18 protein-coding genes and 1 pseudogene are annotated in these 22451 nt (G+C 73.2%); 3 read left to right on the forward strand and 16 right to left on the reverse strand.

Features of this window, described 5'->3' with window-relative positions; all coding sequences use genetic code 11:
• Nucleotides 1-7: 7 nt before the first annotated feature.
• The 3 genes from ET989_RS06695 to ET989_RS06705 are packed head-to-tail and all read right to left on the reverse strand — an operon-like array spanning nt 8 to nt 2630.
• Nucleotides 8-1078: a prephenate dehydrogenase gene (locus ET989_RS06695; RefSeq protein ID WP_131167768.1), complete on the reverse strand. Its 1071-nt coding sequence runs from the start codon at nt 1076-1078 to the stop codon at nt 8-10.
• Complete coding sequence (locus ET989_RS06700; protein WP_131167769.1) at nt 1075-1257, reverse strand: ubiquitin-like protein Pup; 183 nt, start codon at nt 1255-1257, stop codon at nt 1075-1077. Before ET989_RS06700 ends, ET989_RS06695 begins: the two co-directional genes overlap by 4 nt.
• The gene (locus ET989_RS06705) at nt 1254-2630 is read right to left on the reverse strand and encodes a proteasome accessory factor PafA2 family protein (protein ID WP_131167770.1); all 1377 of its coding nucleotides are present in this window, start codon (nt 2628-2630) and stop codon (nt 1254-1256) included. The genes ET989_RS06700 and ET989_RS06705 overlap by 4 nt, the downstream gene beginning before the upstream one ends.
• A 60-nt stretch (nt 2631-2690) precedes the next feature.
• On the opposite strand from ET989_RS06705, the gene ET989_RS06710 reads away from it, so the two are divergent.
• The gene (locus tag ET989_RS06710) at nt 2691-3107 is read left to right on the forward strand and encodes a DUF3054 domain-containing protein (RefSeq protein WP_131167771.1); all 417 of its coding nucleotides are present in this window, start codon (nt 2691-2693) and stop codon (nt 3105-3107) included.
• Nucleotides 3108-3194: 87 nt separating this feature from the next.
• Here the strand turns inward: ET989_RS06710 and arc are convergent, their stop codons facing one another.
• The 5 genes and pseudogenes from arc to metH form a co-directional block, all read right to left on the reverse strand.
• Nucleotides 3195-4778 (reverse strand): proteasome ATPase, encoded by a 1584-nt coding sequence (arc, locus tag ET989_RS06715; protein ID WP_131167772.1) that lies wholly within the window; start codon nt 4776-4778, stop codon nt 3195-3197.
• Nucleotides 4775-5668 (reverse strand): annotated as a pseudogene (locus ET989_RS06720) (tRNA (adenine-N1)-methyltransferase); the annotation flags it as partial. The pseudogene ET989_RS06720 and the gene arc, both read right to left, overlap by 4 nt.
• A 22-nt stretch (nt 5669-5690) precedes the next feature.
• Nucleotides 5691-7202 carry an ABC transporter substrate-binding protein gene (locus tag ET989_RS06725; RefSeq protein WP_131167773.1) on the reverse strand — a complete coding sequence of 504 codons (1512 nt, stop codon included), beginning with the start codon at nt 7200-7202 and terminating at the stop codon, nt 5691-5693.
• Complete coding sequence (locus ET989_RS06730) at nt 7195-7890, reverse strand: HAD family hydrolase (protein WP_131167774.1); 696 nt, start codon at nt 7888-7890, stop codon at nt 7195-7197. The genes ET989_RS06725 and ET989_RS06730 overlap by 8 nt, the downstream gene beginning before the upstream one ends.
• Nucleotides 7880-11305 (reverse strand): methionine synthase, encoded by a 3426-nt coding sequence (gene metH / locus ET989_RS06735; RefSeq protein ID WP_131167848.1) that lies wholly within the window; start codon nt 11303-11305, stop codon nt 7880-7882. The genes ET989_RS06730 and metH overlap by 11 nt, the downstream gene beginning before the upstream one ends.
• A 122-nt stretch (nt 11306-11427) precedes the next feature.
• Between metH and ET989_RS06740 the strand changes: the two genes are divergently transcribed.
• Together ET989_RS06740 and ET989_RS06745 are read left to right on the forward strand one after the other, a co-directional pair.
• Nucleotides 11428-12213 carry a PAC2 family protein gene (locus ET989_RS06740; RefSeq protein ID WP_131167775.1) on the forward strand — a complete coding sequence of 262 codons (786 nt, stop codon included), beginning with the start codon at nt 11428-11430 and terminating at the stop codon, nt 12211-12213.
• Between the two features lie 75 nt (nt 12214-12288).
• A complete protein-coding gene (locus ET989_RS06745) occupies nt 12289-13785 on the forward strand; it encodes a carboxyl transferase domain-containing protein (protein WP_131167776.1) in 1497 nt (498 codons plus the stop codon).
• A 109-nt stretch (nt 13786-13894) separates the two neighbouring features.
• Here the strand turns inward: ET989_RS06745 and ET989_RS06750 are convergent, their stop codons facing one another.
• From ET989_RS06750 to rpoZ, 8 genes are all read right to left on the reverse strand, one after another.
• Nucleotides 13895-14674 carry a lysophospholipid acyltransferase family protein gene (locus tag ET989_RS06750; protein ID WP_131167777.1) on the reverse strand — a complete coding sequence of 260 codons (780 nt, stop codon included), beginning with the start codon at nt 14672-14674 and terminating at the stop codon, nt 13895-13897.
• Nucleotides 14675-14677: 3 nt separating this feature from the next.
• The gene (rpe, locus tag ET989_RS06755; RefSeq protein ID WP_131167778.1) at nt 14678-15349 is read right to left on the reverse strand and encodes a ribulose-phosphate 3-epimerase; all 672 of its coding nucleotides are present in this window, start codon (nt 15347-15349) and stop codon (nt 14678-14680) included.
• An 84-nt stretch (nt 15350-15433) separates the two neighbouring features.
• Nucleotides 15434-16729: an RsmB/NOP family class I SAM-dependent RNA methyltransferase gene (locus ET989_RS06760; protein ID WP_131167779.1), complete on the reverse strand. Its 1296-nt coding sequence runs from the start codon at nt 16727-16729 to the stop codon at nt 15434-15436.
• Nucleotides 16726-17661, reverse strand: coding sequence for a methionyl-tRNA formyltransferase (gene fmt, locus ET989_RS06765; protein ID WP_131167780.1), 936 nt, complete (start codon nt 17659-17661; stop codon nt 16726-16728). The genes ET989_RS06760 and fmt overlap by 4 nt, the downstream gene beginning before the upstream one ends.
• Before the next feature lie 41 nt (nt 17662-17702).
• Nucleotides 17703-19646 carry a primosomal protein N' family DNA-binding protein gene (locus tag ET989_RS06770; protein WP_241656240.1) on the reverse strand — a complete coding sequence of 648 codons (1944 nt, stop codon included), beginning with the start codon at nt 19644-19646 and terminating at the stop codon, nt 17703-17705.
• 29 nt (nt 19647-19675) lie between these two features.
• Nucleotides 19676-20866: a methionine adenosyltransferase gene (gene metK, locus ET989_RS06775; RefSeq protein WP_131167782.1), complete on the reverse strand. Its 1191-nt coding sequence runs from the start codon at nt 20864-20866 to the stop codon at nt 19676-19678.
• Nucleotides 20863-22083, reverse strand: coding sequence for a bifunctional phosphopantothenoylcysteine decarboxylase/phosphopantothenate--cysteine ligase CoaBC (gene coaBC, locus ET989_RS06780; protein WP_131167783.1), 1221 nt, complete (start codon nt 22081-22083; stop codon nt 20863-20865). Before coaBC ends, metK begins: the two co-directional genes overlap by 4 nt.
• Before the next feature lie 24 nt (nt 22084-22107).
• A complete protein-coding gene (rpoZ, locus tag ET989_RS06785) occupies nt 22108-22446 on the reverse strand; it encodes a DNA-directed RNA polymerase subunit omega (protein ID WP_131167784.1) in 339 nt (112 codons plus the stop codon).
• Between the last annotated feature and the right edge of the window lie 5 nt (nt 22447-22451).

Consider the following 22451-nt stretch of genomic DNA (forward strand, 5'->3'; position numbering starts at 1 on the left):
CGCTGCGCTAGGGGCGCCGGACGTTCCAGCCCGCCGCGGTCATCGCCGCGGACAGCGGTTCGGCGGCGTCCGCCTCGACGTGCACAGCCAACCAGCCGCGCTCGGCCTGGGTGTCGTGGTCGATGGTGACGTCCTCGACGTTCACCCCGGCGGCCTCGACGTCGGCGAACAGGCGCGCGAGCGAGCCGGGGGCGTCCGGGATCTCGATGACCACCTCGGCCCAGTCGGCCGGCAGTGAGCCGTGCTTGCCCGGGATCGCCCGGGTGCCGGTGCGCCCGCGGTCGAGGAACGCCTCCACGGCGTCCGGGTCGTCGATGGCCTCGATCAGCTTGCCGAGGTCGGCGTGGAGCTCTTGAAGCTCGATGCGCAGGGCCCGGTGGTTGGCGGAGATGATCTGGCGCCACAGCTTGGGGTCGCCGCCGGCGATGCGGGTGACGTCGCGCAGCCCCTGGCCCGCGAGGGTGAGGTGCTCGGCCGGCAGGTCGAGCAGGCCCCCGGCGACCAAGGCGCTCATCAGCTGCGGCACGTGGGAGACCTGGCCGACGGCCTCGTCGTGGTGCTGGGCCGCCATGGTGGTGAGACGCGCGCCACACAGCTCGGCGACCTTGCGCACGACCAGAACCGACTGGGCCGCGGACGTGTCGTGGGGCGTGATCACCCAGGTGCGGTCCTCGAAGAGGTCGGCGCGGGCGGTGATGGGGCCGTCCTTGGCCGAGCCGGCCATCGGGTGGGACCCGCAGTAGCGGGCGAGGTCGGCGCCGGTAGCGCGCAGCGCAGCCAAAACGACGCCCTTGACCGACCCGACGTCGGTGATCGTGGCGTTCGGGAAGCGTTGGAGCGCCTCGAAGATGACCCCGGACAAGGCCTGGGGCGGCGTGGCGACGACGACGAGGCGGACGGCGTCGGCGTCCACCGGCTCGACCGTGCCCGCGCCGCGGGAGGCGGCGACGAGAGCGTGGGAGCGGCGCTTGTCCTCCAGGTGCACCTCGACGCCGGCGCGGGTCAGCGCCATCGCGACGGACGCGCCGACCAGGCCGGTGCCGATCACGAGCGCCGGGCTGAGGCTGACCTCGATCACTGGCCGCCCTTCTGCACGAAGCCCTTCACGTACTCCTCGGCGTCCGACTCCAGGACGAGGTCGATCTCATCCAGCAGCGCGTCGAGGTCGGCGGTCTGCTCGTGTGAGGCCACCAGGGGCGCCGTCGCCTCGTCACGCTGCGTGGACGCGCCGCGTTGACGCTGGATGCGCTCGCTCATGGATCCCTCCGGTCGTGGCTGCGGGCGAGTCTATCGGCGCTCGCGCCCGGCTCCGCCCCGGCAGCCGTGTGCCGGAACGGGTCCGGCATGCGCAGCGGGTGCAGGGCCCCCGCCGAGCCGCGGACGAGCAACGAGTCCCACCCGGCGGCCACGACGTGGTCGACGTGCTCCCGCACCCACGTGCCGCGGGTGTGCGCGCGGGTGTCCGTCGGCGGCGTGACCATGGCTGCCTCGACCGGCCCGGGCGCCGGCCCGGGGCGGAGGCGTCCGGCCGCCTGGAGCCGCTCGGCGAGGCCGCGCTCCCCCAGCTCCGCCCACGCGAGGTCGACCTGGGCGAGCTTGGGGTGGTCCCAGCCCAGGCCCCCGCGGGCGCGATATCCCTCCAACAGCGTCAGCTTGGCGGCCCAGTCGAGCCGGTCGGCGACGCCGGTGGGGCCGCTCGTCGCCAGGTCGTCCAACACCGCGCCCCACGCCGCGAGCAGGGCGTCCGCCTCGGGGAACGCGGTGCGCTCGGCGTACGCGGCCGCGGCGTCCAGCAGGAGCCGCTGCACGTGCAGGGCGCTCCCGGTGCCCCCGCCCGCGAGGGCCAGCGGCTCGCTGAGGGTGAGGTCGCGGCTCACCGTCCGGAACGCCGCCACCGGGTCGGCGAGGCGAACGGGCGGCAGCGCACGCGCCTCGAGCACAGCCAGGCACAGCCCGAGGACGCCCAGCTTCAGCCAGGTCGCGAAGGGCGACCGGGTGGCGTCCCCGGCGATGACATGCAGGCGGCGCCAGTCGCGGGGCAGGGCGTGCGGCTCGTCGCGGGTGTTGACGATGCCGCGGCGCTGGGTGGTGTCCAGCCCGGAGACTTGCTCGAAGAAGTCCGCGCGCTGCGACAGCTGGAACCCGGGCCGGTCCGAGGCCGGACCGATGCCCACGCGTCCGGCCCCGGCCAGGAGCACGCGCGTGACCAGCAGGGTCGGGAGCGCTTCCTCCACCAGTGCCCAGTCGGTGGAGCGGCGCAGCAGGTAGTTCTCGTGGTAGCCGTAGGTCTGGCCCTTGCCGTCGGTGTTGTTCCTGAAGACCCGCACGGGGGTGCCCAGGGCGTTCGACACGGCGGCCGCGGCTTCGGCGACGATGCGGTCGCCGGCCAGTTCCCAGACCAGCGCGTCCGTGGGCGAGGTCGTCTCGGGGGTGCAGTACTCCGGGTGTCCGTGGTCGACGTAGAAGCGCCCTCCGTTGCCGAGCATGCGGTGCCGGGAGTCCTCGACGACGGGGGTGGCCGGGACGCCGCAGGCCTCCACCACCAAGGACGACAGGGCGTGCGCGTCGAGGTCCGGACGCCCGGGCGCAGCGATGCCGTACTCCGTCTCGGTCCCCAGGAGCAGCGGCATGCGGGCATTGTCGCAGGCGGCCGCTACGCTGGCGCGAAACCGGACCTGCGAAGGGGTGTCATGAGCCGCATTCTCGCGATCGTCTCCGACCTGGCGCTGGTGGTGGTCTTCGTCATGATCGGGCGCGCCTCCCACGCCGAACCGCTCGACATGGAGGGCATCCAGCGCACCGCGCTGCCGTTCCTGGCCGGCACCCTGATGGCGTGGATCGGCTTCCTGCTCAAGCGGCACTCCGGCCTGACGCTGGTCAACGGCGTGTTCGTGTGGGCGATGACGGTGGTGCTCGGCATCTTGTTCCGCCTGCTGCTGGGTGACACCGCCGAGTTCAGCTTCGTCCTCGTCACCGCCGCCGTGCTGGCCGCCTTCCTCATCGGCTGGCGCGCTGTCGTGTGGTTGGTCCGGCGCAACCGGCCGGAGCAGCCCAGGGCCAAGGACCCGCGCCGCTCCGGCAACCCCGCCAAGCGCAACGCCGGCTAGCAGCAGCCGAAGCGGAGGGCGCACTCCCAGTGCCTGCGCGCGACCCTCTTCCGGCAGGGCGCAACGGCGTCACGGATCGAGTGCGAGTCACCCGTCGAGAGCCCGGATTCCACCCTGTGAACCACCCGCCAACGTGCGCATGAAGACGATCCGTTCCCCGCGGCGTCCGGACAGCTTCGCCCAGTCTTCCGGGTTGGTGGTGTTGGGCAGGTCCTCGTTCTGGGCGACCTCGTCCCGCACGGCAGCGAGCACGTGGGCCCGGCGGACGCCGCGCTCGCCCCCTTCCAGCAGCTCCTTGATGGCCGTCTTCTTGGCGCGCGCCGCGATGTTGGCCAGCATCGCCCCGGAGGTGAAGTCACCCACGTACAGCACCTCGCGCTGGCCGCTGGCGTAGGTCACCTCGACGAACTGGTTCTGCTCGGTCCGGGCATACAGGTCGTCCACGGCGTCGGCGATGACGGACGCCCGGAGCACCCCGGCCCCGCCGGCGGCGTCCGCCTCGGCCCCGTTCCACGGGGTGGCGCCGGTGAGGGACAGCCCGAGGATCTCGGCCGCGCCAGCACGCCCCGGCCGGTCGAGGCGGATCTTCACGTCGAGGCGGCCGGGCCGCAGGATGGCGGGGTCGATGAGGTCCTCGCGGTTGGTGGCGCCGATGACGATCACGTTGGCCAACGACTCCACGCCGTCGATCTCGGCGAGCAGCTGGGGCACGATCGTGGATTCGACATCCGAGCTGACGCCCGACCCGCGGGTGCGGAACAGGGAGTCCATCTCGTCGAAGAAAACGATGACCGGACGCCCCGCCTCGGCCACCTCGCGGGCCCGGGCGAAGGTGAGCCGGATCTGGCGCTCGGTCTCGCCGACGTACTTGTTGAGCAGCTCTGGGCCCTTGATGTTGAGGAACGAGGAGCCCGCCGAGTTGGCCACCGCCTTGGCGACCAGGGTCTTGCCGCAGCCCGGCGGGCCGTAGAGCAGGACGCCCTTGGGCGCGGCCAGCCCGAACTCGATGAACAGGTCGCGGTGCCGGAAGGGCAGCTCGACCGCGTCGCGCACCTGGGCGATCTGGTCGTCGAGCCCGCCGATGTCGGCCCAGCTGACGTCGGGCACCTCCTCCAGCGTGAGTTCCTCGACGTCGGTGCGTTCGACGGACGCCCACGCCACCAGCGCCCGCCGGTCGGCCAGCAGGGACTGACCCGGCGTCAAGTCGGCGTGCCGCAGCGAGGACGCCAGCGTGACGACGACCTCCTCGTCGTTGGTGCCCGCCACCAGCGCGGTGGTGGCGTCGAGCCGCTCGCGCACCCGGACGATCTCCCCTGCCGGGGGGTGGTCGACCACCGCGACGGCGACGTGCGCCTCGTTGACCAGCACGCGGGCGCCCACGTCCAGGCGCTCCACGTCGACGACCTCGGGTGCGACGGCGGCGCGCAGCAGCCGCCCGCCCACGTGGACGTCGGCCAAACCGGCCTCCGGCAGCCCGAGCACCACACCGAACTGCTGCGGCGGCAGCGCCAGGGCGGCGACCTGCTCGCGCAGGGCGACGAGCTGGCCGCGGGCGTCCCGCAGCGTCGCGTTCAGCTTGTCGTTGTGCTGGGCCAGGGCACGGGCGTCCGCGCGCGCCTGCGCCAGGCGGCGCTCGGCCACCTCCAGCCGGCGGGCGTCACCGTCGGTCACGCCTGCTCCGACTCGATGACCGGCGCGGCCTCGACGCCGGCCGGACGGGGACCGGTGTAGTCGGCGCCGTAAGCCCCCGGCGCCGGACGCCGCTTCTTGCGCGGGGCGATGTGCCCGGGGGCCAGCCGGCGCGTGAACATCAGGAAGCCCGTGTGGCCCGACGTCGCGTGGCCGGGCCGGATCGCCAGGCCCTCGGCGTGCCAGTCGCGGGCGGTGTACTCCTTGAGCACCGGCTCGGTGAAGCCGCCGTGGGTGCGCAACGTGTCGGCGGTACGACCGAGCTGGGTCGCGGTGGCGACGTAGCAGCACAGGACACCACCCGGCACGAGCCGCTCGGCGACGGCGTCGATGCAGTCCCAGGGGGCGAGCATGTCGAGGATCGCGCGGTCGACCTCCTCGGGCCCGATCACCTCGGCCAGGTCGCCGAGCCGGACCTCCCACGTGCCGGGCTCCTCGCCGTAGAACGAGCGGACGTTCTTGCGCGCCACCTCAGCGAACTCGGCGCGGCGTTCGTAGGAGTACAGGCGCCCGGCCGGCCCCAACGCGCGCAGCAACGCCAGCGAGAGCGCCCCCGAGCCGACGCCGGCCTCCAGCACGCGGGCGCCCGGGAAGATGTCGGTCTGCATCAGGATGTGCGCGGCGTCCTTGGGGTAGATCACCGCGGCCTGGCGCGGCATGGCCACCATCACGTCGTGCAGCAGGGGGCGGAAGACCAGGAACTCGGCGCCGCCCACCGACAAAGCGACGACGCCCTCGGGTTGCCCGATCAGGTCGTCGTGGCTGATGCCGCCGTGCGTGGTGTGGAAGTTGCCGCCCGCCTTGAGCTTGACCGTGTGCCGACGCCCCTTGGCGTCCGTCATCACGACGCGCTCCCCCTCGCGGAGGGGACCGGTGGTGGTCGGGTAGGTGAAGTCAGTCACGCAGGCTCCAGAGTCCGAGTTGCCAGGCCGGCCCGAAGGGCTGGCCCTGGAGGGTGGTGCCGGGCCCGAGCAGCATGTTCTCGGGGCCGACGGAGAGGGGGATGAGCGTGAGGTCGACCGCCGCCTGCTGCTGGATCTCGGCGAGCAGGGCGTTGCGCGTCGCCGGGTCCGGCGTCTCCCGGGCGCTCTGCACGAGCTGGTCGATCTTGGCCTGCGATCCGGGCAGGGCGTCGTCGACGTAGGGCTGCAGCCAGCCGAACGCCGTGTTCACCCAGGCGGGGCGGTCGGTCAGCACGAGGTCGGCCTCGAGCGTGTCGGGGACGAGCTGCACCGACATGCCGGCGCTCTCCTCCAGCCGGTCGCGCAGGACGGCGGCCCGGTCGCGCGCCCCGGGCGCACGGCTGGTGTAGGCCAGCGTCAGCCGCAGGCGCTGGCCGCCCAGGTCGGGCATCTCGGCCTGGCCGCCGACCGGAAAGGCGTCCACCGAGCCCTCCACCGTGGGCGGCACGACGGACGCCAGCGTGCGGTCCGCCTGCAGGGCGGCCGCGACCGCACCGCGGACGGCCGGGTCGTCGCGGAACGGCGACGCCGGGCGGAAGACCAGCCGGTTCACGCGGGCCCCCGCCAGCTCGACGCGCGTGAATCCGGACTCGGTCCGCCCGCCCCCCGCAGCCATCTCGGTCGTGATGCGCTCCAGCGCCGAGGCCGACAGGCTCCGCCACACGACATCGGTGGACGCCTCGGCGACGGCCGCCTCGACCGCGGCCGAATCGGCCGCGAACTCCAGCTGGATCTCGTCGATCTGGCCGGTCAGGGCACCCCGGTAGTCGGTGAAGCGCTCGAAGACGAGGCGGTCCGGCGCGGTGGTGACGAGCTCGTAGGGCCCCGACCCGACCACCTGGCCCTCGTTGGGGCGCACGGCGTCCGGATCGTACAGCTCCTCGTCCACGATGCTTGCCGCCGGCGTGGCCAGCGCGTGCCCGAACTGGGTGTCGGCGTACTTGAGGTGGAACCGGACCGTGAGGTCGTCCGCCACCTCGACGCGGTTGAGTGAGTCGAAGAGCCGGATCGAGCTGCTCGGGACGCTCAGGCGGTAGGCCCGCTCGATGCTGAACTTGACGTCCGAGGCCGTGAGGGCGTGGCCGTTGTGGAAGGTCAAGCCCTCGGACAGATCGCACTCGTACGTGGTGGGCGAGGTGTAGAGGCAGTCGCGTGCCAGGTCGGGCTTGAGCTCCGCGACCTGGGGGTGCACGACCATGAGCCGGCTGAAGGCGTTGAGGGCGACGATGGCGTCCGCCGCGGTGGTCGCCGCGGCAGGGTCGAACGTCGCGGGCACCTCGGTGGTCGTCACCGTGAACGGGCGCGGTGGCGGGGTCGGTGAGGCGGAGGCCATCGTCGCCGGCGTGTCGACCGGCTCGTGCGCGGGTTCGGGATCGTTGCTCGGCAGGGTGCAGCCGGCGAGCACGACGAGCAGCGCCACGGTGCCCGCGAGCGGCCTACGCATCGCGCAGCTCGCGCCAGTGCCGGCCGACGGCAGCCAGCCCCAGCCCCTCCAGGGTGGGGACGATCTGGCGTCGCGTCGTGGGCTCGATGTCCTGCTCGAACGGGATGGCGAGCGTGGCCAGCCCCGCACGCTCGGCGGACGTGGTGCCCGGGATGGAGTCCTCCAGGGCGAGGCAGTCGCGCACCGCCAGGCCGAGCCGCTCCACCGCCATCAGGTAGGGCTCCGGGTCGGGCTTGCCGCGCGTGACGACGTCGCCGCCCACCACGACCTCAAACGGGTGCGACCCCATGCCCGACAGGATCGCCTCCAGAACGCTGGTGAACGTCGCCGACACCAGCGCGTTGCGGACGCCGGCCGCGGCCGCGGCGTCCAGCAGCTCACGCGCGCCGGGCCGGAACTCGACGCCGCGGGAGGTCATGTCCTCCAGCGCATAGTCGTTCAGGACGCCCGCGTAGTGGTCCACGTCGAGGTCGTCGCGGCCCGCCCAGCGCATGAGCATGGCGGCGCTGTCGCGCAGCGAGCACCCGGTGAGGCGGTTCTGCTGCTCGGAGGTGATCGTTCCGCCCCACTCGGCCATCAGGCGCCGCTCGGCGGCGTGCCACGACCGCTCGGAGTCGACAAGGGTGCCGTCGAAGTCCCAGAGCAGCGCCGCGGGCAGGTCGTGGCCGGGGGTGGGGTCAGCGTGCATTGAAATACTTGGCCTCCGGGTGGTGGACGACGAGCGCGTCGGTGGACTGCTCGGGGTGCAGCTGGAGTTCCTCGCTCAGGACCACACCGATGCGCTCGGGCTCCAGCAACGCCACCAGCTTGGCACGGTCGGCCAGGTCGGGGCACGCCGGGTAGCCGAAGCTGTACCGGGACCCGCGGTAGGCCTGGTCGCGGATCATGGCGTCCACGTCGCCGTCGGGCGCCCCCGACAGCCCCAGGTCCTCCCGGACGCGGGCGTGCCACATCTCGGCCAACGCCTCGGTCAACTGCACCGACAGGCCGTGCAGCTCGAGGTAGTCGCGGTAGGAGTTCTCGGCGAACAGGCGGCCGGTCTCCTCGGCGACCCGCGACCCCATCGTGACGAGCTGGAACGAGATCACGTCCGGCCCCAGCTCGGCGGCCTCCTGGTCGTTGCGGAAGAAGTCGGCCAGGCACAGGCGGCGATCCCGGGACTGGCGCGGGAACGTGAACCGGGTCAGCTCACGCGTCGGGTCCTCCGGTGCCCCCACGATGAGGGTGTTGCCCTCGGCATGGCAGGGCCAGTAACCGTAGGTGACGGCGAACTCGGCCAGGCCGTCGGTCGCGATCCGGTCCAGCCACGTACGCAGGCGCGGGATCCCCTCGCGCTCGACGAGCTGCTCGTAGGTCTCCCCGCCGCGCGTGCCCCGCAGGCCCCACTGGCCCATGAAGGTGGCCCGGTGGTCGAGCCACGTGGAAACGTCGGCGAGCTTGATGCCCTTGACGACGCGGCTTCCCCAGAACGGCGGGGTCGGCACGTCGACGCGCCGGGCCACGTCCGAGGGCTCGGTGTCGGCGTAGGCGTCCGGCTCGGGCATCTCCTGGCGGGTCTTGCCCTGGACACGGCGCTCGCGCGGGGCCGGAAGCGCCTCTGCCTCGCCTCGCTTGACGGCCATGACCTGGTCCATGAGCGACAGGCCCTCGAAGGCGTCGCGGGCGTAGCGCACCTCACCTTCGAAGAGGTTGTTGAGGTCCTGCTCGACGTAGGCGCGGGTGAGCGCGGCCCCGCCGAGGAGCACCGGCTTGTCGATGAGCCCCTTGGCGTTCAGCTCGAGCAGGTTGTCCTTCATGACGACGGTCGACTTCACCAGCAGCCCGGACATGCCGATCGCGTCGGCGTTGTGCGCGACGGCGGCCTCGATGATCGTGCCGACGGGCTGCTTGATGCCGAGGTTGACCACCGTGTAGCCGTTGTTGGTCAGGATGATGTCGACGAGGTTCTTGCCGATGTCGTGCACGTCGCCCTTGACCGTGGCCAGCACGATCGTGCCCTTGCCCTCGGTGTCGGACTTCTCCATGTGCGGCTCGAGATGGGCGACCGACTTCTTCATCACCTCGGCCGAGGCGAGCACGAACGGCAGCTGCATCTGGCCCGAACCGAACAGCTCGCCGACGGTCTTCATGCCGGCCAGCAGGTCCTCGTTGACGATGTCGAGGGCGGGCTTGGTGGCCAGCGCCTCGTCGAGGTCCTGGGCCAGACCCTTGTCGTCGGCGTCCACGATGCGACGCTGGAGGCGCTCGCCCAGGGGCAGCGCCTTGAGCTCTTCGGCGCGAGCGGCCTTGGTGTCGGCGGTGGTGACGCCCTCGAACAGCTCCAGGAAGCGGGCCAGCGGGTCGTATCCCTCGCGGCGCCGGTCGTAGACCATGTCGAGGGCGACCTCGCGCTGCTCCTCGGGGATCCGCGCCATCGGCAGGATCTTGGACGGGTGCACGATCGCCGAGCTCAGGCCGGCGTCCACGCACTCGCTGAGGAACACCGAGTTGAGCACGACGCGCGCCGCCGGGTTGAGGCCGAAGCTGACGTTCGAGACGCCCAGCGTGGTCTGCACATCGGGGTACTTCGCGGTGATCTGCCGGATCGCCTCGATGGTCTCGATGGCGTCGCGACGGGTCTCCTCCTGGCCGGTGCCGATGGGGAAGGTCAGGCAGTCGACGATGATGTCGGACGTGGCCAGCCCCCAGTTCTGCGTGAGGTCGGTGATGAGCCGCTCGGCGACCCGCACCTTCCACTCGGCGGTGCGGGCCTGGCCCTCCTCGTCGATGGTGAGGGCGACGACGGCGGCGCCGTGCTCCTTCACGATGGGCATGACGCGGGCGAACCGACTGGTGGGGCCGTCGCCGTCCTCGTAGTTGACCGAGTTGATGACGCAGCGCCCGCCCAGGGACTCCAGGCCGGCCTCGATCACCTCGGGCTCGGTGGAGTCGAGCATGATCGGCAGGGTGACCGACGTGTTCAGCCGGGAGGCGAGCTCGCGCATGTCGGCGGTGCCGTCGCGGCCCACGTAGTCGGCGCACAGGTCGAGCAGGTGCGCGCCCTCGCGGGACTGGCCCTTGGCGATGTCGACGCACTCGTCCCAGTTGCCGGAGAGCATGGCCTCGCGGAAGGCCTTGGAGCCGTTGGCGTTGGTGCGCTCCCCCACGGAGAGGTACGAGGTGTCCTGCCGCAGCGGGGTGTCGGCGTACAGGCTCGAGACGGACGCCACGTCCGCCGGCTGGCGGGGGGCGAGCGGACGCCCGCCCACGGCGTCCGCGAGCTGGCGGATGTGCTCGGGCGTGGTGCCGCAGCAGCCGCCGACCAGCCCGAGGCCGAACTCGGTGACGTACTGGGTGAGGGTTGCGGTGAACTCCTCGGGGCCGAGCGGGTAGCGGGCGCCGTCGGCGGTCAGCTCGGGCAGGCCGGCGTTGGGCATGCAGGCCACGCCCACCTTCGCGTTGCGGGACAGGTGGCGCAGGTGCTCGCTCATCTCGGCCGGCCCGGTGGCGCAGTTGAGGCCGATCACGTCGACTCCGAGCGGCTCGAGCGCGGTCAGCGCGGCGCCGATCTCGGAGCCCATCAGCATCGTGCCCGTGGTCTCGACGGTCACGTTGACCAGGATCGGCAACTTCACGCCGGCCTCAGCCATCGCGCGCTTGGCACCGACGATGGCGGCCTTGGCCTGGAGCAGGTCCTGGCAGGTCTCGACCTGGAAGGCGTCCACGCCGCCGCGGATCATCGCCGCGGCTTGGGTCCGGTAGCCGTCCCGGATGGTGGCGTAGGGAAGGTGACCCAGCGACGGCAGCTTGGTGCCGGGCCCCATGGACCCCAGCACCCAGCGGGGCCGGTCGGGGGTGGACGCCGCGTCCGCGGCCCGGCGGGCGATGCGGGCGCCGGACTCTGCCAGCTCGGCGATCCGCTCGGGGATGTCGTACTCGCCGAGGGCGGCGAGGTTGGCGCCGAAGGTGTTGGTCTCCACGGCGTCCGCGCCCGCGTCGAGGTAGGCGGCGTGGATGGCCCCGACCACGTCGGGGCGCGTGACGTTGAGGATCTCGTTGCAGCCCTCGAGCCCGGCGAAGTCGCCCTCGACGGTGAGGTCGTACCCCTGCAGCATCGTGCCCATGCCCCCGTCGGCGATGACGACGCGGGAGGACAGTGCGGTGGCAAGGGAGTTGTTCACCGCTCAAGGATACCGATCCGCTGTGCAGGGCCGGGCGGCGTCCGGCCCGCGCTAGGGTGGCGCGCATGGTTTCGACGCGCCTCACCGACCTGCGTCGTCCGGTCGTCCTGTTCGCCTTCAGCGGCTGGAACGACGCCGGCGACGCCGCCACCGGCGTCATCGACCACCTCACCGAGTCGTACGAGACGGAGTTCGCCTTCCAGCTGGACCCGGACGAGTACTACGACCTGACCGAGAACCGGCCGGTGCTGGTGCGACAGGACGACGGCGAGCGGAGCGTCCAGTGGGCGACCACCGAGCTGCTGGTCGCCCACCTGCCGGAGCGCGACCTCGTTCTGGTCAACGGCCCCGAGCCCAACCTGCGCTGGAAGGGGTTCTCCGCGGCGCTGGTCTCGGCGTTCCGGTCGATCGGGCCCGAGCGGGTCATCGCCATGGGCTCCATGCTGGCCGACGCACCCCACAGCCGGCCCGTGCCCGTCTCCGAGGACGGCACCGACTACGAGGGCCCCACGGGCATCGTCGGCGTCCTCGCGGGTGCCTGCCGGGACGCCGGACTGACGACCACCAGCCTGTGGGCCTCCGTGCCCCACTACGTGGCCGAGCCGCCCAACCCCAAGGCGACCCTCGCGCTGCTGCGCCGCCTCGGCGAGTTCCTCGACACCGAGCTGGACGAGCACGACCTGCCCCAGATGGCCGCGACCTGGGAGGCCCGGGTCACCGACCTGGTCGGCGACGACCCGGACATCGCCGAGTACGTCACCGGGCTCGAGCAGCGTTACGACACCGCCGAGGCCACCGGCGACGAGATCGCCTACGAGTTCGAGCGGTACCTCCGCCGCCGGGGTCGTTGAGAGTCGCCGCCCGCGGCGGCCATGACTAGCCTCGGGATCGACCCGGCACCCGGGTCAACGACCCCGGAGGGACCGATGGCGCGCCTGTCCGTTGTTGAGTTGTTGTCGACCGTGTTCGACGACCTGCGGCCCTGGGAGCTGCCCGTCGCGGACCCGACCCTCACCACCACGTATCGCCCGGAGCTGGACGCCGCGCGCGAGCGCACCGGTCACGACGAGTCGGTGCTGGCGGGCGAAGCGCTGCTCCGCGGACGGCGCGTCGCCTACGTCGCCGGTGACCCGGCCTTCCTGCTCGGCTCCATCGGTGTTGCGGCAGGCGAGCGGATCACCGCCGCGCTCGAGCGGGCCACCGCCGAGCGTCTGCCCGTCATCGCGTTCCCCGTGGGCGGCGGCACCCGCATGCAGGAGGGCACGATCGCCTTCCTGCAGATGGTCAAGGTCACCGGCGCGGTCATGGCGCACAAGGCCCAGAACCTGCCCTACCTGGTCTACCTGCGGCACCCGACGATGGGCGGGGTGTTCGCGTCCTGGGGGTCGCTGGGCCACGTGACGCTGGCCGAGCCGGGAGCCCTGGTCGGCTTCCTCGGGCCCCGCGTGTTCGAGGCGCTGTACGGCGAACCGTTCCCCTCAGGCGTCCAGCTCTCGGACAACCTGGCCGACCGCGGCGTCATCGACGCCGTCTGCCCGCCCGAGCAGCTCGGAGACGCGCTCCACCGCCTGCTGACCGTGCTGCTCGCGCGCATCGAGGCCCACCTCACGTCGGAGGACCACGCCGTCGCGCCCCGCGAGCCGGACGCCGTCGCCCTGCCGGACGTGCCCGCCTGGGAGTCGGTGCTGCGGACCCGCCGCGAGGACCGCCCCGGCCTGCGGGACCTGCTCGAGCTGGCGGCGACCGACGTCACCATGCTGAACGGCACCGTCGACGGTGAGTCACACCCCGGCTCCGTCCTGGCGCTGGCGCGGTTCGGCGAGGCCCCCTGCGTCGTCGTGGGCCAGGATCGCGGTCTGCAGGACGTCCCGCTGGGGCCGGCCGCGCTGCGCGAGGTGCGCCGCGGCGTCCGGCTGGCCCGCGAGCTGCGGCTGCCGTTGGTGAGCGTGATCGACACGCCGGGGGCGGCGCTGTCGAAGGAGGCCGAGGAGCGCGGCATGGCGCCCGAGATCGCCCGCACGCTCAGCGAGCTGCTGACCCTGCCCACGCCGACGGTGAGCCTGCTGATGGGGCAGGGCACCGGCGGCATCGCGCTGGCGCTCACGCCCGCCGACCGGGTGCTGGCAAGCCAGCACGCGTGGCTGGCGCCGCTGCCGCCGGAGGGGGCGTCCGCGATCATGCACCGCACGACGGAGCGGGCCCCCGAGCTGGCGAGTGCCCAGGGCATCCGGTCGGCAGACCTGCTCGCCAACGGCATCGTCGACCGCGTGGTGCCCGAGCCCGACGACCTCGCCGCGGAGCCGGACGCCTTCTGCGCCGCCCTGGGCTCAGCCCTGCGCGACGAGCTGCTGCGCGTCATGGCCCAACCACGCAGGAAGCGTCGGGCCGCACGGGCCCGGCGCTACCGCGAACTGGGGTTGTAGGTCAGGCGAGTGCCTGGCGCATGGTGTCGGGGGCCCGACGACGGAGGCGTCGAACTGGGCCGGCGACTGGGCCTCGGGCAGGATGAACCCGCCCCTAAGCAGGCGGGTATTAGCGGGGAGTCCAGCGGGGCACCCGGGCCGACTTGCGCGGGTCCCAGATGCCCTCGGGGCGGGGCTCGCCGCGCAGCTGCTCGACCAGGGTGGTCACGGCGTCCATGATGCGCTCGGTGGCGATGCGCATGGCCTCCACGTCGGTGCGGCCGACCAGGTCGGCGAGGTCGACCGGCTCCCCCATGACGACGCGCACGGTCTTGCGCGGGAACAGCCGCGGGAGCGACAGCTTCCGCCCCGGCATGATCGCGTGTGTGCCCCAGTTGGCGGTGGGGATCACCGGCACCCCGGTGGCCAGCGCCAGCCGCGCCACGCCCGTCCGGGCGGTCTGGGGCCAGAGGTCGGGGTCACGGGTGCGCCCGCCCTCGGGGTAGATGCCGACGCACTCCCCCCGCTCCAGGGCGGCCTGGGCCGGCGCGAGCGAGTCGCGGGCCTGGGCCGAGTTGCGCTGAACCGGGATCTGCCCGCACTTGCGCGCGAACCAGCCGACCACGGGCGTCGACCACAGCTCGGCCTTGCCGAGGTAGCGGGGCCAGCGGCCAGACCAGATGATGTAGCGGCCCACGGCCAGCACATCGAGGTAGGAGACGTGGTTGCTGACCAGGATCATGCCGCCGCTGGGGGGCAGGGAGGCGGCGTCGTCCCAGACCTCCTTGGACACGGCGCGCAGGACGTGGCCCACCGCGATGGCGAGGCGCCGGTAGACGGGGCCGTCGCCGGGCTGGCTCGGCGTGCGGAGCGGACGCTGGCTGCGGTTCCGGTCGAGTGCGGTGCCCATGCGTCAGTGCCCCGCGCAGCGGGCGTCGGCGAGGTCCTTCAGCGACCGCACCATGGCGTCCGGGTCGTCGGCGCGGAAGACGGCCGAGCCGGCGACGAAGACATCGGCCCCGGCGTCCGCCACCTGTTCGATCGTCGACTCGGAGACGCCGCCGTCGACCTGGATCCAGATCTCCTGCCCGGAGTTCTTCACAATTTCGCGGGTGCGGCGGATCTTGCCGAGCATGCCGTCGAGGAACTTCTGGCCGCCGAAGCCCGGATCGACAGTCATGATCAGCACCATGTCGAACTCGGTGATGATGTCGCCCAGTGGCTCGATGGGCGTCTGGGGGCGCAGTCCGATGGACGCCCGCGAGCCGAGCGAGCGGATCTGGCGCGCGGTCCGGATGGGGGCGTGGGACGCCTCCAGGTGGAACGTGACCGACTCGCAGCCAAGCTCGGCGTAGGCGGGGGCGTGCACGTCGGCGTTCTCGATCATCAGGTGGACGTCGAGGAACGCGTCGCGGTGGTTGTTGCGCAGGCACTCCACCACGGGCAGCCCGAGGGTGAGGTTGGGCACGAAGTGGTTGTCCATCACGTCGATGTGGATTCCGGCGGAGCTGGGGATGCGCCGGATCTCGCCATCGAGGCTCGCCAGGTTCGCGTTGAGGACGCTCGGATGGATGCGGTTCGCCACGAGGCGACTCTAGCGGCTGGCTCCCCGGCCCACCGCCTCCCCGGTGTACGGGTCGACGAAGCGCCCGCCGAGACGCGTTCCCGCTCAGCTCCTGCGCAGCAGGGCGACGAACATCGCGTCGGTGCCATCGCGGTGGGGCCACAGCTGCGTCGTCGCCTCGCGGGTCACGTCGTCGCGGCCCGCCAGCACGGCGTCCAGGACGCCTTCGGTCTCGTCGCGGTGCGGCGAGCAGGTGACGTAGGCCACCACTCCGCCCGGCAGGGCCGAGTCGAGCGCGGTGACCAGCAGGCGGCGCTGCAGGGGGACGAGCCCGGCGAGCGACTGGGGCTGCCGCCGCCAGCGCGATTCCGGACGCCGGCGCAGGGCCCCCAGCCCGGTGCAGGGCACGTCGGCCATCACCTTGGCGAAGGTGGACGCCGGCCAGGCCGGGCGGGTGCCGTCGGCCGCGACGGTGACCGGCCGGTGGGGCCCGTCGTACGCGCGCAGGGCCTGGGCGACCAGCTCGGCGCGGTGGGGCTGCAGCTCGGAGGCGAGCAGGGTGCTGCCCTGCCCGATGGCCAGGCCGGCGAGCAGGGCTGCCTTGCCGCCGGGCCCGGCGCAGAGGTCCAGCCAGGGCCCGGTGGGGGTTGCCGTCTCGGCCAGCGCGAGCGCGGCCAGCTGGCTGCCCTCGTCCTGGACGCCGGCGCGCCCCTCGCGGACTGCGGGCACGTCGGCGGGGTTGCCGGCCCGGCGCGCGCCGAACGGTGATCGGGCCGTCGGCTCGCCCTCCAACTCGTCGACGCTCGCCAGGCCCGGTCGGACGACCAGGGTCGGCACGGGCGGCACGTTGTTGGCGGCGAGTGCCTCTTCGGCCTCGTCACCGAGCAGGTCGACGTAGGCCTGCGCGATCCAGCGCGGGTGGTGGGTGCGGAGCGCGAGGCGGCCCAAATCGTCCTCAGCACGGGCGAGGTGCTCGACCCAGCCCTCGAGGTCGCGCGCGGCGACCTTGCGGAGCACGGCGTTGGTCAGCCCGGCGACCTTCTCCCCCACGGTTGCCGCGGCCAGGTCGACCGTGGTGGCGATGGCAGCGTGCGGCCCGACGCGCATGCTGAGCAGCTGGTGGGTGCCCAGCCGCAACGCGTCGGCCAGCGCCGGGTCGAAGGAGTCCCGCCCGGACGCCGCCGCGAGGATGCGGTCGTAGGTGCCGAGCAGCCGGCACGTGCCCGACACGAGTTCCGTGACGAACCCGGCGTCGCGCGCCTCCAGCCCGGCCTCGGCGAGCACCCTGGCGGTCTCGAGATTCGCGTAGGCGTCCTGCTGGGTGACCGCACCGAGGATGCGGTGCGCGATCAGTCGCGGCCGGTCCGGACGCCGACGCCGCAGCTTCCGGTTGCCCGTCACGCGAGCCACACCTGCTCGCCGCGCAGGCCGCGGCCCCAGTCGGCGCCGGCCATCTCCTTCTTGCCCAGCGGCTGCACGCGGAGGAGCTCCAGCGCGGTGGTGCCCGTGCCGACGAGCACCCGTCGCCGTTCGGCGCGCACCTCACCCGGAGCCAGGCCGGCCTCGTCGGAGGGGCGCCCGAGCGCGACCTTGAAGCGCTCCCCTTCCGCTCCCTGAGCCTGTCGCAGCGTCGTCCAGGCCATCGGCGCCGGCGAGCAGCCGCGGATGAGCCGGTCCAGCTCGTCGGCGGGACGCGTCCAGTCGAGGCGAGCCTCCTCGACGGTGATCTTGGGGGCGAGCGTCACGGCGTCCTCATCGGTCTGCTCCACGGGCTCGGTGGTGGCGAGGGCGTCCACGGTGTCGAGCAGCAGGCGGGAACCGGCGTGAGCGAGGGTGTCCAGCACCTCACCGGCGGTCTCGGTGCCGGCCAGCGGCAGCTCGGTCGTTCCGTACACGGGCCCCGCGTCCAACGCGCGCACGAGCCGGAACGTGGTGGCGCCGGTCACGGTATCGCCGGCCATGAGCGCCCGCTGCACCGGGGCGGCACCGCGCCAGCGCGGCAGGAGGGAGAAGTGCAGGTTGATCCACCCGAACCGCGGGATGTCGAGGACGTGCTGCGGCACCAGCGCCCCGTAGGCGACGACCGGGCAAGCGTCGGGGGACAACTCGGTCAGGGCCGCCACGAACGCGGGGTCGCGGGGGTGCGTGGGCTTCAACGTCGGGATGCCGTGGTCGGCCGCCCACTGCCCCACCTCGCTCGGCACGAGCCGCTTGCTGCGGCCGCGGGCGGCATCGGGGCGGGTCACCACGGCGACCACCTCGTGGTCGGAGGCGACCAGCGCCGCCAGCGACGGCAGGGCGACGGACGGGGTTCCGGCAAAGACGAGACGCACCGGGTCAGCTTACGCCGCACCCCAGGGCCGGGCGCGCAGCCTCAGAAGGGATCCACCTGGAGCCTGAGCGCGCCGTGCGCCTTGCGGGAGAGACGGTCGGCGACCACGCCCTTCAGGCCGGCGACCAGGGCGTCCCCGTGGGCGGGCGGGCACCGGACGGTCAGGCGCCATGTCTCGCCCTCCCCGGTCGTCTCCAGCGGCACCGGGCCGAACGGCTCGGCACCCGGCACGGGACGCCAAGCGGCCTCGGCCTCGTCCAAGGCGGCCCGGGGCCCGTCGAACTGTACGAGCCGGGCCGCGGGCGGGAAGCGGGTCTCGACGCGCTCGGCGTACTCCCGCGCGGCGAAACCGGCCACGTCGAGGCGGACGAGCGCCTGCAGGGCGCGGGCGTCCGGCTCCCCCACCGCCATGACGGTGCCACCGCGTGAACCCGGCCGGACGAGGGCGCACACACCCAGCCAGCGGCGCAGGGCCTCCTCGGCGGCGCGCAGGTCGGGACGCCCCAGCAACAGCCCCGTGTCCAGCAGGAGAGCCGCCGCGTACCCCCCCTCGGCGACAGGCTCGGCACCGGGTGTGGCCAGCACCAGCGCGGGCTCGTCGCCCACCGCGTCCACCAAGTGTCCCGACCACGACTGCACGACCCGCACCTGCGGGAAGGCGCGGCCCAGCTCCTCCGCCGTCCGCCGGACGCCGACGCGCGGCGCCCGCAGCCGGGCGTCCCCACACTCGGGGCAACTCCACGGCCCCGGGAGCGGGCCGCAGTGCGTGCAGACCAGTACCCCGCCGCGCTCGCCCCGCAGCGGGTACGCGCAGCGCGGGCAGCGGGCCGGTGTGCGGCAGCCCTGGCAGGCCATGCTCGGGGCGTAGCCGGCCCGCGGCACCTGCAGCAGCACGGGCCCCGACGCCAGCCCGGCCCGGATCGCGCCGAAGACGTCGTGGGGCAGGCGGGCAGCGCGGGCGGCCGGGTCCCGGTCCTCCGCGCGATCGTCGGCCGAGGCGATGCGGACGGCGGGCCCCAGCCGGCGCACCTCGCGCGCCTCGTGGGCCAGCGGCACCAGCCAGCCCCGCTGGGCCAGCGCCTCGACCTCCGCCGTCCGGCCGTAGCCGGCGAGCAGGAGGGCGCAGTGCTCGGCCCCGGCGCGCAGGGCGGCGACCTCCCGCGCGTGCGGGTACGGGGCACGGGGTTCGGCCAACGCGTCGTTGCCCTCGTCCCAGACCACCACGAGCCCGAGGTCGGCCACGGGGGCGAACACGGCACCGCGCGTGCCGAGCACCAGCCGGACGTCCCCGCGCGCGACGGCCAGGAAGTTGCGGTAGCGAGCCGCCGGCCCCAGGTCGGCCGACAGCGTCGTGAAGCTGCCCGCCCCGAACACCGCTGCGCACCGGGACCCCAGGTGGGTCAGCGCGTCGGCGTCCGGCACCACCAGCAGGACGCCCCGGCCCGCCCCCAACACCGCCGCAGCGGCGTCCAACACCCCGCCGGACCAGTCGCCGGGGGCGTCCGCGACGGGCACGGGGTTCCACGCGGCGCGCAGGGGGCGGCCCTCTGACAGGCCCGCCAGGTAACGCTCGCCGCCGGGGAACCCGGCCAGCACCCCCGACGACTCCCCCACGGCGGGCTCGGGCCGCTCCGGCCGCGCGGCGGCCTCGGACGCCGCGTGCCGGGGTGGGACCGCCAGCCGGGCGACGTCGGAGAAGGTGCCGCCCCAGTGGTCGGCCACGGCCCGGACGAGCGAGGCGGTCGCGGCGGTCAGCACCACCTCGGGTGAGACCACCCGCTCCAGTGGGGCGAGGCGCTCGACGTCGGTGCTGTCGGCGAGCTCGAGCACCCAGGCGTCGCGCAGCTTGCCGGCGAACCGCACGCGGACGCGCACGCCGGGACGCACGTCGTCCGCCTGCTCGTCGGTGATCGCGTAGTCGAAGGCCCGGTCGAGGTGCGGCAGCGGGACGTCGACCGCGACCCGCGCCACCCTGACCTGCCCCATGCGCCCGATCGTAGGGGGCGCCGCCGACATCAGCCCCGGACGGCCCTTGCCAGCGCCTCGGCGCGGTCGGTGCGCTCCCAGGTCATCTCGGGCAGCTCGCGGCCGAAGTGGCCGTAGTTCGTGATGCGCGAGTAGATCGGGCGCAGCAGGTCGAGGTCGCGGATGATGGCGGCCGGTCGCAGGTCGAAGGTCGCCAGCACGGCGTCGTTGATCTGCTGCACGGGCACCTTCTCCGTGCCGAAGCACTCGGTGTAGAAGCCGACCGGGTGCGCTCGGCCGATCGCATAGGCGATCTGCACCTCGCAACGGTCGGCGAGCCCGGCGGCGACCACGTTCTTGGCCACCCAGCGCATCGCGTAGGCGGCCGATCGGTCGACCTTCGAGGGGTCCTTGCCGGAGAAGGCGCCGCCGCCGTGGCGCGCCATGCCGCCGTAGGTGTCCACGATGATCTTGCGGCCGGTCACGCCGGCATCACCCATCGGGCCGCCGATGACGAACTTGCCCGTCGGGTTGGTGTAGGTCTTGCGGCCCTCGGAGCTGATGTCGTACCGGGCCAGGACCGGGTCGATGACGTGGCGCACGATGGCGTGCTTCACGATGCCGTCGCGCCAGGCCGCCTCGGTGTGCTGGGTGGAGACCACGACGGTGTCGACGCGGACGGCCTTGTCGCCGTCGTACTCGATCGTCACCTGGGTCTTGCCGTCGGGCAGCACCCACTCCAGCTCGCCGTTCTTGCGCACCTCGGCGAGGCGCTCCGAGAGCCGGTGGGCGATGTCGATGGGCAGCGGCATCAGGGTTGGCGTGTCGGTGCACGCGTAACCGAACATCAGGCCCTGGTCGCCAGCGCCCTGGCGGTCGAACGCATCGATCGCGACGCCGTCGCGCACCTCCTCGGCGTTGTCGACGCCCTGGGCGATGTCGGGGCTCTGGTTGCCCAGCGACACCAACACGCCGCAACTCTTGCCGTCGAAGGAAGCCGCGGCCCGGTCGTACCCGGTGGCCAGGATGCGCTCGCGCGCGATCGAGGAGATGTCGGCGTAGGCCGCGGTGGAGACCTCGCCGGCCACCACGACGGTGCCGGTGGTCACGAGCGTCTCCACGGCCACGCGGCTGTTGATGTCCTGGGCCAGCAGGGCGTCCAGGACGGCGTCGCTGACGGAGTCCGCCAGCTTGTCCGGGTGCCCCTCGGTGACGGACTCCGACGTGAACAGACGGCTCACAGATCCCCCTTCGACGCCACGACGGCGTCCCAGATGTGGTGCGCGATGACGGTCTTGTCGCCGCTCGCGGACGCCACCGGCCCGGTGGCGTCGATGATGGTGATGGCGTTGGCGTCCGAACCGAACACGGCGCCTCCGCTGACGTTGTTGAGCACGAGCAGGTCGCACCCCTTGCGCGCGAGCTTGGCCCGGCCCAGTTGGAGGAGTTCGGCGTCGTCGGCCGCGGTCTCGGCCGCGAAGCCCACGATGACCTGGTCGCGCGGGCGGTCGTGGCTGAGCGTGGCGAGCACGTCGGTGGTCTGCTTGAAGGCGACGGTGAGTCCGCCGTCGCCGTCCTTCTTGATCTTGCCGACTGCCGGGTCCACCGGGGTGAAGTCGGCGGGAGCGGCGGCCATGACGAGGGCGTCCGCGTCCGCCTGCAGCGCGAACATCGCCTCGGCGAGGTCGGCGGTGGACGTCACGCGCACGACCTCCAGACCACTGGGGATCGGCAACGCTACGTTCGCCGCGACCAGGGTCACGCGGGCGCCGCGCAGGGCGGCGGCCTGGGCCAGGGCGAGGCCCTGGCGGCCGGAGGAGGCGTTGCCGAGGAAGCGGACGGGGTCGAGGGCTTCGTGGGTGCCGCCGGCGGAGACGACGACGTGCCGGCCGGCCAGGTCGCGGGCGCGGACGGCGTCCACGGTGGACGGCGCGTCCAGGAGCGAGGCCGCCACCTGGGCGATGTCGAAGGCCTCGGGCAGGCGGCCCGGGCCGGTGTCGGTGCCCGTGAGGCGCCCCGAGGCCGGGTCCATGACGAGGACGCCACGCTCGCGCAGCGTCGCCACGTTGGCCTGCGTGGCGGCGTGCTCCCACATCTCGGTGTGCATGGCGGGCACCATCAGGACCGGGCAATGGGCGGTCAGGAGGACGTTGGTGAGCAGGTCGTCCGCGCGCCCCGACGCCGCCCGCGCGAGCAGGTCGGCGGTCGCGGGAGCCACGACGACGAGGTCGGCGGTCTGGCCGATGCGCACGTGGGGCACCTCGGTGACGGCCTGGAAGACCCCCGTGTGGACGGGCTTGCCCGAGAGGGCGGCCCATGTCGTCTCCCCCACGAAGGTGAGGGCGTTCGGAGTGGGGACCACGGTGACCTCGTGGCCGGATTCGCGAAGGCGCCGGAGGACTTCACACGCCTTGTAGGCGGCGATTCCTCCGGCGACTCCCAGGACGATGCGGCTCACGGCTGACCCCCGGGTGGACTTGGCTCAGGCCAGGTCGTCGGGATCGAACGGGCCCAGCCCGAAGTCGGGGTCGGCCTCGGCCTCGGCGCGAGCGGCCGCCTCGGCCTCAGGGTCGATCTGGGTCACCTCCAGCACGTCGGCGTTGATCTCGCGCAGGGCGATGGTCAGGGGCTTCTCCTGCACGGAGGTGTCGACCAGCGGGCCGACGTTCTCGAGCAGGCCCTCGCCGAGCTGGCTGTAGTAGGCATTGATCTGGCGCGCGCGCTTGGCGGCGAAGAGGACCAGCCGGTACTTGGAGTCAACCTTGCTCAGGAGCTCGTCGATCGGCGGGTTGGTGATGCCCTCAGGGATGTTGGTGCTCAACGTCA

It is taken from the genome of Propioniciclava sinopodophylli, from assembly GCF_004324755.1.
Lineage (GTDB): Bacteria > Actinomycetota > Actinomycetes > Propionibacteriales > Propionibacteriaceae > Propioniciclava > Propioniciclava sinopodophylli.